We start from the raw sequence: 12,998 nt of genomic DNA, 5'->3' as shown, positions 1-12,998 counted from the left end.
CCAATCTCGCCAAACGGCTGTTATAGCCAGTTTTTATTATTCACATACAATACACTGACAAGTTTCTCCAACAACATGATTGTCATTTAGTATTCTAACTTCTGAATCGATATAATGTTCCGCTAGGCATTTTCCGCATAAATATGTAACTTGTTCATTTACGCTTACTTGAAAAACAGGTTGAGTTGTACACATAATTTATTTTTATAAAGGTTAATATTATTTTTATCTATTTCTTTGAGCAAAATCAATTCTATAATAATCTCCTTCTTTTTGACCAAGCAAAATATTAAACATTCCGTCGTCTGTAACGTAACTGAATTGTTTAGGAATATTATTCAAATCTATAATTTCTTCGCCAAGTTCTTGTAATACTTCATTTAAAACAGCAAGGAACTCAACTATTACTTCTTTCGGAACAAACAAAGCAACACTTTTCCAGCCTCCATACTCTGAATTTTGCCAGTATTCATATTTAGAAAGGTAATAATGATTTGATTTATGACTATCAACAATTGCCAAACCTAGTTCTTCGCATTTTTCAAAATTAAGATAGAAAATATTTCTGTCGATTCCAGTTTTTGCTGACAATCTAGTGACAACATCTACATATTCCATGGCTTCTCGTTTATGAGGGTTAAAATTGGCTATAACTTGTTTATATACTCAGGTTTTGTGCAAAAAGATGAGTATATCTCTCTTTTTTGATTGTATATACTCAACTTGGGTTGCGTATTATTTTTTTATAAATCATCAAATGGAGATTTGATATTTTGTATGCTTTTGGTACTTACATGGGTATATATTTCGGTAGTTTTACTACTGCTATGTCCCAAAAGTTCCTGAATGTATCTCAAATCGGTTCCGCTTTCCAATAAATGCGTGGCATAACTATGGCGCAACCAATGCAAACTTACGGGCTTATTTATTTGAGCTAATCTAATGCTTTTTTTTAATACTTCTTCTAAACTTCTGTCAGAATATTTTGTATTTTCTCGTTGTCCTTCAAACAGCCATTTCTTTGGACTATATTCCTTGTAATAGTCTCTAAGCATTTCAATTATTTTATCGCTTATAGGCACTATTCTGTCTTTTTTTCCTTTTGATTGTTTGATGACAAGAAGTTTTCTGTCTGCTTGAATATCCTCAAAAGTGAGTTGTAAAAGTTCGTTTCGCCTTAGTCCGCAAGCATAAATTAAACTCAACATTGTTTTATGTTTTGTATTTGTTAAAACGGTAAGAATCAATTTTATTTCTTCTTTGCTCAGTACATTAGGTAATATTTTCCCGCGTTTAGGGCGATGTATGGTATCAATAATTATTTGTTTATCTTGTATTGTTTTGAAAAATAGTTTTAGGGCATTAACGATTTGATTTTGATACGATGCCGATAAATTGTTTTTTAGAATAAATTCGTTATTGTAAATAATCACATCTTCGTTTGTAATTTCCGCAATTTGCTTTTCACGGTAAAATATTAAAAATGATTTCAGCGCTTCGCTATAGGTTTTTATGGTGCTGGGACTATATCTTTTTGACGATAGCCATTGTATGAATTTTGTAATGTGTTCAATTCCCTCGAGTGAAGGGAGAGAATTTGCTAGGGGGGCTATTTTAAAGCGTACTCTGTTTTCAATTGTATCCGGAATGTGCCAAACGGTTTTTTGTTGGCTCCATCGAGCACCTTCTATTTGTTTGATTCGTGCAATCAGGTCTTAATTTTTTTCAAAATAAACGGCAATTCTATTTTCGCTTTTGTGTTTTATCAGTTTTGCTGCCCAAGTCATATGGTGTTGGTTTTGTGATTGAAAGATACTAATTTTTTTACAAATATTGTTTTGTTAAGCGAAAGGTTCTTATGGTATTGTGGCTTTTTTGCGTGAGGGATAAAAGTGGAAATCCTTTTATGAAGCGTAGCGGAATAAAATATTGAAACGGATAGCCCGACCCGATTTTTTCAGCGGGTCACGCCCAAATTCTTAATTTTGGAAGGCTGATTGGAGTTTTAGTACCACTAATTTTTAAATAAAAAGGTAGTGGACTTTGCGAAAAACTTTGCGAACTTTGTGGTCAAATAAATGGATATGAAATGAGCCTAATGCAAGTTCGAAATAAACACGGATAGCGCTATGCAAAATACATATTGCTTCGCCTGTTCGCTATGGCTCGAGTCCTTAAAAAATAAATATAAACTACGTATGAAATTGCCATGACAACATTTGTCGCAAACACCAATGAAGATCTGGCGATACCATATTCCATTAAAAACAAATATTATCTACATATGAAAATAAATCCAAAAAACGGAATTGACAAGCTCATTTTCGGAATGAAACAAAATGATGTAACCGCTATTTACGGCAAACCAGACAGGAATTACAAGGACGAAGATGATAATGTGATTTTTGCCTACAATAAACTTAAAATGCGTTTGACTTTCTATGTGGAGGAAGATTTCAAATTAGGGTATATCGTGGCTTCGAGTCCGGAACTGGAGTTGTTTGGGTATAAAGTGATCGATAGAAAAATCAGTGATGTCAAAAAAGATTTGGCTGCTAAAGGAATCACTAAATTCACGCAGGAAGAATTCGACACGTTCGAAAACTATTTCAATGAGGAAAATTGGATCATCTTTCAAACGGAATTTGATGAGGTTGTGAAATTTGAGATTGGGGCGATTATTAATCAAAAAGATGAATTTGACTGGAAATTCGGAAAGAAATAATATTTAAGATAGCTGTTTCTGCAATCAACAACTTAGATGAACTTATATTTCTTATGTGGTTAGATTTAAAACATAGAAGGAATATAAGTTCATGTAAGACTTTAAATTTTAAAAAGGTAGCATAAAAAACCCGACAGGTTATTAAAACGTGTCGGGTTTGTTTATTGGTCTCAAATATAGTTTAAAACTATGCACTTTTAGTGCATTTCGCTTTAGCCTCTACAAATTTTCACCCCGGATTCGCAAATTATTTATTCAGCTTTGGTGTGCTTAATTTGCGAATTTGCGGTTTAATTTTTTTGTTCTCGTTTTAACCGTGCAGACTTTAAGTCTGCCAACCAAATCTATGGACTTTCAGTCCATAGTGGTTTAGTTTATGCTTTTTAAATTTATTGTTTTAGAGCCGGTTGTTTTTCAAACATTTCCAATTCGAAAACAAGATTTGTATTAGGAGGAATAACACCCCCAGCACCTCTTTGTCCATACGCCAAGTTTGATGGGATAAAAATCACTGCTTTGTCTCCATATGCCAATAGTTTTAATGCTTCTAAAAATCCAGGAATCATTCCTTCATTTTTACCCGCTTCAATAGGGAAGGCCTGGTATCCGTTTTGTGCTGCTCTGTTTGCATCGTATTTTCCGTAGGCTTTGCAAACGTCTTCATAACTGCTGTCAAATAAGGTTCCATCCTCAAAATAACCGGCATAATGAAAATAGAAAGTTGTTCCGTCAGCAGGTTTTACACCGCTTCCTTTTTGAACTATTTTATAGGCTAAACCTGAAGCTGTAGTTGTAGCAGTAACTTTTGCCGTTTTTAAATAATCTGTTTTTGCTGTGATAACACTACCGTACTTTTCAAAATATACTTTTTTTTCTTCCGCTTGAATTGCGGCTTGCTTTTTTTGGTTTTCGGCATCAATTAAGGCTTGTTTCTTAGCGTCTTCGGATTTGTTACCATAATAGTCTGTGAATACTTTTGGGGCATCAAATTGTTTTGCTAAAGCTCCTTTTCGGGTAATGGTAATTTTTGTTATAACATCATCTTGAGCAATCGAGTTTACAACATTCATTCCTTGTGTTACATGTCCAAAAATAGTATGTTTTCCGTTCAACCAAGGAGTTTCTTTGTGTGTGATGAAGAATTGGCTTCCATTAGTGGTTGGACCTGAATTGGCCATAGCCAAAATACCGCCTTTATCAAATTTCAAATCGGTAAACTCATCTTTGAATGCATATCCCGGACCACCAGAACCGTTTCCGGATGGATCACCACCTTGAATCATGAAATCTTTGATAACACGGTGGAATTTCAAACCATCAAAAAATGGTTTTCCTTTTAGTTTTTCATCTGCCACAAAAGTATTTTTCCCTTCAGAAAGGGCTATGAAATTAGCTACAGTTACCGGTGTTTTTTTGTATTCCAGCTGAACGGTAATATCTCCTTTGGTGGTAGTAATTGTTGCGAAAATCCCCTCGATAGCTACTGGAGCTTTTACAACTGTTTTGACTGCAGTTACGGGCTTTTTGGCAGGAACTGGCTTCTTAGTTTGAGAATGTACAGTTAACATTCCTAAGAATAATAAAATTAGAATTTTAAATTTCATCGGGTAATAATTTAAGGTCTGACGTTTTTAGTTATTGTTTCATTAATTCAATTTCAAAAATAATATTGGCATTTGGCGGAATTACTCCTCCTGCTCCAGCTGGTCCATATGCCAATTTCGACGGGATGAAGAGCACGGCTTTGTCACCAAAAGATAATTTCTCCAATCCTTCAATGAAACCAGGAATCATGCCATCTTTTTTTCCTGCTTGAAAAGGAATGGGTTGGTAACCGTTTTGAGCGGCTCTGTTTTCATCATATTTCCCAAAAGTTTTAGCGACACTTTCTATACTTGCGTCAAAAAGTTCTCCGTCTTCCAGAAAACCTGCGTAATGAATATAAATTGTAGCACCGTTAACGGGTTTTTTACCACCACTTTTTTTAGTGATTACATATTGTAAGCCAGTTGGTGTTTTTGTTGCTTTGGTTTTTAAAGCTGCAAAATAAGCTACTTTTTGGTCTCTAACTGCTTTGTATTTCTCGTCGTATACTTTTTTATTTTCAGCATCGAGAGCTGCTTTTTTCTTTTGATTTTGAGATTCTACAGAGAAATAATCATTGAATATTTTTACGGCATCAAATTTTTTGGCTGCTTCACCATTTCGGATGATAGTCACTTTGTTAATGAAGTCGTTTTGCTCAATCTTGTTGACTACATCCATACCTTTTTCTACAACATGTCCAAAAATGGTGTGCTTTCCGTCTAACCAAGGTGTTGCAAGGTGCGTAATAAAAAACTGGCTGCTGTTAGTTGCCGGACCGTTATTGGCCATAGCCAAAACACCGCCTTTGTTAAATTTTAAGTCCGTAAACTCGTCTTTGAATTTATAACCGGTATCTCCAGATCCAGTTCCTAATGGATCTCCCGTTTGTATCATAAATTCTTTGATTACTCTATGAAATTTCAAACCGTCGAAAAAAGGTCTGTTTTTAAGGTTTTCATTGGTGACAAATTCGTTTTTTCCTTCGGCCAAAGTAACATAATTGGCTACTGTTATTGGTGCTTTTTCAAAATCTAATTGTACTATGATTTCTCCTTTATTGGTTTCAATTTTAGCATATAAACCATCAGGAAGATTGTTGTGTTCTTCTTTGCAAGAATACAATGTGGTTAGTACTAGTAATACGAATAGGAAGCTTTTTTTCATATGAAGTTAATATTTGTTTTTTTAAAGGTTGGTATCGCTAGTCTTCATTATTGTTTTTGAATCATAGCGATTTCATTGCTGAATTTATTGTGTTATAGTATCTTTTGATTTGGTTTCTGTGGCAACTTCGGGTTTAACAACCGGAGGTGTTACTGGTTGTACTGCATTTTGTTTTTTATATGCAGCTTCCGGTATGAAATCATGTAAAGTCACGATGCAAAGTAAGGGCTGATTAGCACCTATTTTTTTATTGTCGCCATGATAACCGTAGCCCATATGTGAGTTGAAAAGGAAGTTTACTTTTTCTTTTTTGTGCATTAATTTGATACCGTCTCTCAATCCCATCATGATATTTTGTTTGTCAACATAATACACTTGTGGTCTTAATTCGATTTCGGAATAAATTATATTGCCCTTCAAATCTTTTATTTCATAATCAAAGAATGCGACATTTCCTTTTTTAGGTGTTAGCGTATCCAGCGTATTTTTTATTGAATACGAATACCAATATCCTTTGGATGAAGCAATAAATTTAGCTTTAGGATTTCTTTTGATTACAGCATTAATTTGCCCTTCCTCACCGGCAATTAATTTTTTATTTCGTACTATAGATTTCTTCATGAAAGTTCCGGAAGCTTGAGAAATAGGTCTTCGGGCTTCCTGATGTTGTTTGCAACTGGAAACTAATACGAACAAAAAGAATACAACTGCGATTAATTTGCTGTTTTTCATGTACTATATGGTTATTTTTTTTACTAAATCCTCAAATTTATTTATGGTTTCTTCCATCGATACTTCTGATTTTCCACCAGCGGCATTGCGATGCCCACCACCCTGAAAATAATCTCTTGCAAATTGATTGACATCAAAATCACCTTGGGAACGGAATGAAATCTTGATGATTTTTTCTTCTTTATTTTCGATGAAAATTGCCGTAAAAAGAATTCCTTTAATGCTTAATCCGTAATTTACGATGCCTTCTGTGTCCCCTTTTACGTAATCAAAAGAGTTTAATTCGTCTTGTGTAAGTGTGGTATAGGCTGTTTTATGCTCCGTTAACACTTTCATGTTTTGAAGCGCTCTTCCCAATAATTGCAAACGTCCAAAAGAACTGTTGTCAAATAATAAGTTTGGAATTTCCGTGTTTTCGACGCCTAAATCAATTAATTCAGCGACAATTCTATGGGTATCTCCGGTTGTTTTTGGAAAACGAAACGAACCTGAATCCGTTAGAATTCCGGTGTAAATGCAAGTCCCTATAGTTTTGTCGATAGCCTCTTTTTTTCCAAGGAAACAAATGAAGTTGTATAGCATTTCGCAAGTGGAACCAAAAGAAGTATCTGAATAGGTATAGGTAGCGTAATCATCCGGTTTTTGATGGTGATCAATCATTATAAATGGAGCTTTCAGGGTAGCTAAAACAGTTTCCATTTCGCCTGTGCGGTGCAAAGCATTAAAATCTAATGTGAAGATTAGTTCCGCTTCTTCCAGAATTTTGGTGCAGTTGGCTTTGTCTTTCTCGTATATTTTTACCGTTTCTGATCCGGGCATCCAAGCTAAAAAATCAGGAAATTCATTTGGAGAAACCACAACAGGATGATGGTTGCTTTTTAATAGAAAATGATATAATCCTAACGTAGAGCCCATAGCATCGCCATCAGGACCTCGGTGTGGGATAATTGCAATTTTTTTTGGAGTTGATAATAACAACTGTATCGCTTGAATGTCTTGTATTTTCATAGTTTGCGAAATTACATTTTTTTAATGTAATGTTGAAATCATTTCTACAATTAACAAACTTTTACAATGTTATAAAAGTTCCATGGCAGTACTTTTTACTTTTTGGTACAAATGGTATTTTGCACCTTTTACGATTTGGGCTTTGTAAATCCCAACGGAACCGGAACTAAAGTAAGCGACAATACAAGCAATACCAATGAAAACACCACTTTCTATCCCAAAAAGTTCCATTCCCATAACCGTACAGGCAATAGGCGTGTGGGTTGCTCCCGAGAAAACCGCAACGAATCCCATTCCTGCCAAAAGTGCGATGGGCAAAGGAACCAGTAGCGATAAAGCACTTCCTAATGTGGCGCCAATAAAAAATAACGGTGTTACTTCGCCACCTTTGAATCCTGCGCCGAGTGTAAATCCTGTGAACAGTATTTTTAGAAGAAAATCGTAGGGAGTATTTGGGTTCGAAAAGGCATCAACAATCATAGGAATTCCTAATCCAATATATTTTGTGGTTCCAATAAAATAGATCGCTAAAGTAAGAATTATTCCTCCTATAAATGGACGAAGCGGAGGAAAGGATATAGTTTTCGAAAATAAAGCACCCCAAAAGTGTGTGCTTCGGGAGAATAACATAGCAGCTAAACCAAATAATAGGCCAGTAAGAATCACCCAAAATAAGTGGGTTAAATTCATTTCGGGAATAATAGGAATACTGTAATGGGTGTGTTTTACTTCCCAGAATTCAACGGTGAAATAAGCGACGTAAGCGGTTATAAAAGACAACGGAATGCTTTTGAAACTGATTTTACTGAAATATAAAAGTTCCAAAGCAAAAAGTGCTCCAGCTAGTGGTGTTCCAAAAACCGATGCAAAACCAGCGCTGATTCCCATTATAATTAGTGTCTTTCTATCCGAATTATCAAGTTTGAAAAGTTTTGTAAATTGATCGGCAATAGCACCTCCCATTTGTACTGCCGTGCCTTCGCGACCTGCAGAACCTCCAAAAAGATGCGTGATTAAGGTGCCAATAAGTACCAGCGGCGCCATTTTTAACGGAATTATTTTCTGGGGATTTTCGTATTCTTCCAGCAATAAATTGTTGCCTTTTACAACATCCTTTCCGTAATAATGATAGCACAAGCCAATAATAAGACCACCTATTGGCAAGAGCCAAATGAGCCAGTTGTTGTGTTCTCTATAGTGTGAAACCCATTCTAGTGCCACTAAAAAAAATGCGGAAGCTGATCCAGAAATAATGCCTGTCAAAGCACAAATGAAAATCCATTTGACTGTGACAAGCATTATTTTTTTAGCGTTTTCTAGATTCATTATCGAACTGTCGGATTTTTTTGCTAAAGTATTACAATCCTTCCTGAACTAATGGTTTTTCGGGAGCAATGGCTGTAAATTCTATTTCAACCAAATATTCGGGAGCAACTAATTGATTTATTCCGTAAAAACCAGTTGTCGGTTTAATGTCTTTAAAAAATTTGGCGTGAGCCTTAGCAACCGCTTCAAATGTAGCTACATCAGTAGTGAAAATTCGGGTACGAATGACATCTTTCATACTTACATTCAAGTCTTCCAGCACTTTTTCTACGCGCTCCAAAATATTCAGCGTTTGCGCATGTGCATCGTCTGCTTTTACTTTTTCACCATCAATTATAGCGACTGTTCCTGATACTTCAATGATGTTTCCAATACGTACCGCACGACAATATCCCATTTTATCTTCCCATGGTGAGCCTGTCAATATGTTTTCTCTTTTCATTTTGTTTGTTTTTAACTGATTTTTAAAATATTAGAACCTAATTTAAATTTTGGTATATTTTTTGCAATTTAGAAAAAAATGAGAAATAAAAAGCACTGATTTTTAATTAAAAAGTTCAATTTCAAGAAATCAATTTTGGAAAATCTTATGATTTAAAATGTAATAAAATTGGAAATTGAATGTTATTAAAGAAAGTGAAATTACGCCATTTTGCGTTTAGTTACCATTGGTTTTACAAGCACTGATAAGTTAATATAAAAAGTTATGAAAAGAATTCTATTTTTAATTATTGTTATAGGTATGTCCCTAAGCGGATATGCACAGAATGAATTTAGCTCTAAATTTAAAGCAATTCCGCCAAAAAATATAAAACCGAAAATAAAAAAAGTAATTCCTCCAAAGGTAGATTTACCAAAAATTACAGCTCCAAAAGTGATAAAAAAACTAGATGTTCCTCTAGATGTTCCAAAAGTCAATTTTGTGAATCCGGAGAAAATTACTAAAAAAGCAGAAAATTTAGAAGTTGTTACATATAAGAAAAATCAAAATTTAGGAACTTTTAAAACGGGTTCTCTTACTGCTAAAGTAAGATATCGCGATGCCGCTTATGTTGATGGAGATAAGATTAGAGTGTATTTGAATGATAAGGTAATAGCTTACGAGGTTGTTTTGGATGGCGATTTTAAAGGTTTCGAGATAAAATTAGAAAAAGGGATTAATAAGATTGATTTTGAGGCGTTGAACGAAGGTTTTGCACCTCCTAATACAGCAGAATTTGAAGTGTATGATGATAAAGGAAAAATTATTTCTGCCAGTCAATGGAATCTTGGGATAGATTATAAAGCAACATTAATTTTAATGAAAGAATAGGAATGTTCTTTTTTCAATTCGATAAATAAATAAAATTAATTTATACTATTTTTGTTGTTTACACTATGTTTTTAGTTTTAAATTTTTAATAAATATTGATTTATCAATATTCACTTTATATGAAACAGATTCTTTTTTTTATAATAATAAGTATTGGTATTTCTTCAAAAAGCTATAGTCAGGTTGAATTTAGTAAAAAGTTTAAAGCAATTCCACCTATAAATAAAAGTCCGAAGTTTAAAAAAACAATCCCTCCTGAAACTGATATACCACCAACTTATACTCCAAATGTTTTTAAAAGCCCTGAAATTAAAACCCCTAGTTCAGTATTGAAAATTGGAGCAACAAGCACTATAAACATGACTCCAAAAAATGATTTTGCTAATCCAGGAGATGTTTATATGGATAAAATGGAAAAGGATTTAGGGAAAACATTAGTCAAAGAGGGATTAAAAGAAGATTCAAGACTTTTAGTTAAAATTGATGTCAATTTTGGTGAGATTAGAACGAAATCGAAATTCTTTTTAATTAAATATCGTGATTTTGGACAGATTGATGGGGATTTAGCCAAAGCTACTATGAATGCAGCTGTCGTTCAAGAAAGATTATTAATGAAAGCAAATTATCAAGAATTTAAAATATTCCTTATAGAAGGAATAAATACATTCGAAATAGAAGCTTTAAATAGAGGGGCGCTAGGCGGAAATACCGCTGAATTTCAAATTTATGATGACAAAGGACAACTCGTTAAGTCTGATTATTGGGAAAATTGGGATGCAGGAGTAAAAGGGAAGTTTGTAATTATTAAAGAATAAAGCGCAATTGAAAACTGCTGATTTGTTAAAACGGATCAGCAGTAACTTTAAATTTCATTTCAGATTTTACAGTTATATCTTTTGTTACGGATTCTTTGATAACCGCTTTTGCTCTTATTTTGTAAGAAGAAGCTTTAATGTATTTGTCTAATTTTTGGGAAGTACAAATTAGATTTAAAGTATTTACGGTGGAATTAATATCATCTAAATACGCTAATTCGATTTCATTATTAGCATCTGTTGAAATGTACAAATGAATTGATTTTAAGAAACTGAATGTTTTGTCCGTTGGGTCAGTTATCGTCAATTTTAATTCAGTCAATTTTACATCTTTTACTAAATCAGCTTTTGTATTGTTATTTTGAAACTCAGCACTTGAATTCGTAGTGACATCTGGTGAGATTATTTCAGTGGCGAGGTTAAGGGGAAATCCACTGGCTATTTTAAAACTAGTTTGGTTGGATACTGTAAAAGTCAATAATTTATCGACAACACTACAGGAAACTATAAAAAGAGCGAAAAGTGAAAGTATTGCGTATGTTTTAATTTTCATTGTTTTTTAATTTTTATGTATTCATTATATAAGGTTAACTCAAAATGGGACTGTATATTTCATGTGTACTTAAATGATTCTTTGTTCTTATTTTAAAAATCATTCGTTTTGTCAAAAAAAGACGTTTTCTGAAGCATAAATAAATAGGATAAATAGCCTATTGAAAAAAAAATAAATATTTTTCAAAATTCAATTTTTCAATTCAAAATATAAAAAGTATTTTTGCGCATGCAACACAACGTACTTATTTTAGATTTCGGATCGCAATATACTCAACTTATTGCGCGTAGAGTTCGCGAATTAAATATATTCTGCGAAATCTTCCCTTACAATCATTTTCCGAGTGATTTATCATCTTATAAAGCAGTAATTCTTGGAGGAAGCCCTTTTTCTGTTAGAGGAGAAGACGCGCCACATCCTGATTTATCTCAAATTAGAGGAAAACTTCCTATGCTGGCTGTTTGTTACGGTGCGCAATATTTATCCCATTTTAGTGGGGGTGAAGTTGCTGCTTCAAACACTAGAGAATATGGTAGAGCCAACTTGTCTTATATAAAAGAGAATGAAATTTTCTTTGAAGGAGTTTCTGAAAATAGCCAGGTTTGGATGAGTCATAGCGATAGTATTAAAGCTTTACCAACAAACGGGGTGAAATTGGCAAGTACTCACGATGTAGAATTTGCGGCTTATAAAATTGAAGGCGAAACAACATACGCTATTCAATACCATCCAGAGGTTTTTCACTCTACGGATGGATCAAAAATGCTGGAAAATTTTTTAGTGAAAATTGCTGAAGTTCCTCAAAACTTTACACCAAAGGCTTTTGTCAGCGAAATGGTAGCAGAGTTGAAAGAGAAATTACAAGACGACAAAGTAGTTCTTGGTCTTTCAGGAGGAGTAGATTCTACGGTAGCGGCAGTTTTATTGCACCAAGCTATTGGAAAAAACTTATATTGTATTTTTGTAAATAATGGCTTGCTTCGCAAAAACGAATTCCAAAATGTATTAGACCAGTACAAAGGAATGGGTTTGAACGTCAAAGGAGTCGATTCTGGAGATCGTTTCTTATCTGAATTAGCAGGTGTAAGTGACCCGGAAACCAAACGTAAAATTATTGGACGTGTATTTATCGAAGTTTTTGATGATGAATCACACCTTATAGAAGATGTAAAATGGTTGGCGCAAGGAACAATTTATCCTGATGTTATTGAATCAGTTTCAGTAAAAGGACCTTCGGCTACTATTAAATCACACCATAATGTAGGTGGTTTACCGGATTACATGAAATTAAAAATTGTGGAGCCGCTTCGCATGCTTTTCAAAGATGAAGTGCGTAGAGTAGGGGCTTCATTAGGGATTGACCCAGAATTGTTAGGAAGACATCCTTTCCCAGGACCAGGATTATCCATAAGAATTTTAGGCGATATCACACCAGAGAAAGTTAGAATCTTGCAAGAAGTAGATTTTGTTTTTATCGAAGGATTGAAATCTTGGGGATTATACGACAAAGTTTGGCAAGCCGGAGCTATTTTACTTCCTGTAAATAGTGTAGGGGTAATGGGTGATGAGCGTACCTATGAAAAAGTAATTGCATTACGTGCCGTTGAATCTACGGATGGTATGACTGCTGATTGGGTACATTTACCTTATGATTTCTTAATGAAAATATCTAATGATATTATTAATAAAGTAAAAGGAGTAAATAGGGTGGTGTATGATATTAGTTCAAAACCGCCAGCAACTATTGAGTGGGAATAATATATCCCTGCTAATTTC

The 12,998-nt window shown here is 34.1% G+C and carries 14 protein-coding genes; 4 read left to right on the top strand and 10 right to left on the bottom strand.

The window, feature by feature from the left end:
• Window positions 1-36: 36 nt before the first annotated feature.
• The 3 genes from ACM55I_RS08860 to xerA all read right to left on the bottom strand — a co-directional run bounded on the left by ACM55I_RS08860 (window position 37) and on the right by xerA (window position 1,553).
• On the bottom strand, window positions 37-195 hold the full coding sequence (locus tag ACM55I_RS08860; protein WP_416846403.1) for a hypothetical protein: 159 nt from the start codon (window positions 193-195) through the stop codon (window positions 37-39).
• A gap of 30 nt (window positions 196-225) precedes the next feature.
• On the bottom strand, window positions 226-618 hold the full coding sequence (locus ACM55I_RS08855; RefSeq protein WP_416846402.1) for a hypothetical protein: 393 nt from the start codon (window positions 616-618) through the stop codon (window positions 226-228).
• 125 nt (window positions 619-743) lie between these two features.
• The gene (gene xerA / locus ACM55I_RS08850) at window positions 744-1,553 is read right to left on the bottom strand and encodes a site-specific tyrosine recombinase/integron integrase (RefSeq protein ID WP_416846427.1); all 810 of its coding nucleotides are present in this window, start codon (window positions 1,551-1,553) and stop codon (window positions 744-746) included.
• A 731-nt stretch (window positions 1,554-2,284) separates the two neighbouring features.
• Here xerA and ACM55I_RS08845 point away from each other — a divergent pair.
• Window positions 2,285-2,725 (top strand): hypothetical protein, encoded by a 441-nt coding sequence (locus ACM55I_RS08845; protein WP_416846426.1) that lies wholly within the window; start codon window positions 2,285-2,287, stop codon window positions 2,723-2,725.
• Between the two features lie 389 nt (window positions 2,726-3,114).
• On the opposite strand, the gene ACM55I_RS08840 is transcribed toward ACM55I_RS08845, so the two are convergent.
• The 6 genes from ACM55I_RS08840 to ACM55I_RS08815 form a co-directional block, all read right to left on the bottom strand.
• On the bottom strand, window positions 3,115-4,329 hold the full coding sequence (locus tag ACM55I_RS08840; protein WP_416846401.1) for a peptidylprolyl isomerase: 1,215 nt from the start codon (window positions 4,327-4,329) through the stop codon (window positions 3,115-3,117).
• Between the two features lie 31 nt (window positions 4,330-4,360).
• Entirely contained in the window at window positions 4,361-5,476 is a 1,116-nt protein-coding gene (locus tag ACM55I_RS08835) for a peptidylprolyl isomerase (protein WP_416846400.1), read from the bottom strand.
• An 84-nt stretch (window positions 5,477-5,560) separates the two neighbouring features.
• Window positions 5,561-6,208, bottom strand: a complete 648-nt coding sequence (gene gldI / locus ACM55I_RS08830; RefSeq protein ID WP_416846399.1) for a gliding motility-associated peptidyl-prolyl isomerase GldI — start codon at window positions 6,206-6,208, stop codon at window positions 5,561-5,563.
• A gap of 3 nt (window positions 6,209-6,211) precedes the next feature.
• Window positions 6,212-7,216 carry a DHH family phosphoesterase gene (locus ACM55I_RS08825; RefSeq protein ID WP_416846398.1) on the bottom strand — a complete coding sequence of 335 codons (1,005 nt, stop codon included), beginning with the start codon at window positions 7,214-7,216 and terminating at the stop codon, window positions 6,212-6,214.
• Window positions 7,217-7,285: 69 nt separating this feature from the next.
• A complete protein-coding gene (locus ACM55I_RS08820) occupies window positions 7,286-8,542 on the bottom strand; it encodes a voltage-gated chloride channel family protein (protein WP_416846397.1) in 1,257 nt (418 codons plus the stop codon).
• Window positions 8,543-8,573: 31 nt separating this feature from the next.
• Entirely contained in the window at window positions 8,574-8,984 is a 411-nt protein-coding gene (locus ACM55I_RS08815; protein WP_416846396.1) for a RidA family protein, read from the bottom strand.
• 264 nt (window positions 8,985-9,248) lie between these two features.
• Here ACM55I_RS08815 and ACM55I_RS08810 point away from each other — a divergent pair, with 264 nt between their 5' ends.
• Together ACM55I_RS08810 and ACM55I_RS08805 are read left to right on the top strand one after the other, a co-directional pair.
• Entirely contained in the window at window positions 9,249-9,854 is a 606-nt protein-coding gene (locus ACM55I_RS08810; RefSeq protein WP_416846395.1) for a hypothetical protein, read from the top strand.
• A gap of 95 nt (window positions 9,855-9,949) precedes the next feature.
• Window positions 9,950-10,669 carry a hypothetical protein gene (locus ACM55I_RS08805; protein WP_416846394.1) on the top strand — a complete coding sequence of 240 codons (720 nt, stop codon included), beginning with the start codon at window positions 9,950-9,952 and terminating at the stop codon, window positions 10,667-10,669.
• A 25-nt stretch (window positions 10,670-10,694) separates the two neighbouring features.
• Here the strand turns inward: ACM55I_RS08805 and ACM55I_RS08800 are convergent, their stop codons facing one another.
• Window positions 10,695-11,222 (bottom strand): hypothetical protein, encoded by a 528-nt coding sequence (locus ACM55I_RS08800; RefSeq protein ID WP_416846393.1) that lies wholly within the window; start codon window positions 11,220-11,222, stop codon window positions 10,695-10,697.
• Between the two features lie 228 nt (window positions 11,223-11,450).
• Between ACM55I_RS08800 and guaA the strand changes: the two genes are divergently transcribed.
• Window positions 11,451-12,980 carry a glutamine-hydrolyzing GMP synthase gene (gene guaA, locus ACM55I_RS08795; RefSeq protein WP_416846392.1) on the top strand — a complete coding sequence of 510 codons (1,530 nt, stop codon included), beginning with the start codon at window positions 11,451-11,453 and terminating at the stop codon, window positions 12,978-12,980.
• Window positions 12,981-12,998: the final 18 nt, after the last annotated feature.

Origin of the sequence: Flavobacterium algoris (genome assembly GCF_048158525.1) — a bacterium.
GTDB lineage: Bacteria > Bacteroidota > Bacteroidia > Flavobacteriales > Flavobacteriaceae > Flavobacterium > Flavobacterium algoris.
This window is presented reverse-complemented; position numbering and strand designations above follow the sequence as displayed.

Excerpts from the sequence above, each read along its gene's own strand:
- ACM55I_RS08860 (WP_416846403.1), bottom strand. The coding sequence starts at position 195 with ATGTGTACAACTCAACCTGTTTTTCAAGTAAGCGTAAATGAACAAGTT.
- ACM55I_RS08855 (WP_416846402.1), bottom strand. The coding sequence starts at position 618 with ATGGAATATGTAGATGTTGTCACTAGATTGTCAGCAAAAACTGGAATC.
- ACM55I_RS08845 (WP_416846426.1), top strand. The coding sequence starts at position 2,285 with ATGAAAATAAATCCAAAAAACGGAATTGACAAGCTCATTTTCGGAATG.
- ACM55I_RS08840 (WP_416846401.1), bottom strand. The coding sequence starts at position 4,329 with ATGAAATTTAAAATTCTAATTTTATTATTCTTAGGAATGTTAACTGTA.
- ACM55I_RS08835 (WP_416846400.1), bottom strand. The coding sequence starts at position 5,476 with ATGAAAAAAAGCTTCCTATTCGTATTACTAGTACTAACCACATTGTAT.
- gldI (WP_416846399.1), bottom strand. The coding sequence starts at position 6,208 with ATGAAAAACAGCAAATTAATCGCAGTTGTATTCTTTTTGTTCGTATTA.
- ACM55I_RS08825 (WP_416846398.1), bottom strand. The coding sequence starts at position 7,216 with ATGAAAATACAAGACATTCAAGCGATACAGTTGTTATTATCAACTCCA.
- ACM55I_RS08820 (WP_416846397.1), bottom strand. The coding sequence starts at position 8,542 with ATGAATCTAGAAAACGCTAAAAAAATAATGCTTGTCACAGTCAAATGG.
- ACM55I_RS08815 (WP_416846396.1), bottom strand. The coding sequence starts at position 8,984 with ATGAAAAGAGAAAACATATTGACAGGCTCACCATGGGAAGATAAAATG.
- ACM55I_RS08810 (WP_416846395.1), top strand. The coding sequence starts at position 9,249 with ATGAAAAGAATTCTATTTTTAATTATTGTTATAGGTATGTCCCTAAGC.
- ACM55I_RS08800 (WP_416846393.1), bottom strand. The coding sequence starts at position 11,222 with ATGAAAATTAAAACATACGCAATACTTTCACTTTTCGCTCTTTTTATA.
- guaA (WP_416846392.1), top strand. The coding sequence starts at position 11,451 with ATGCAACACAACGTACTTATTTTAGATTTCGGATCGCAATATACTCAA.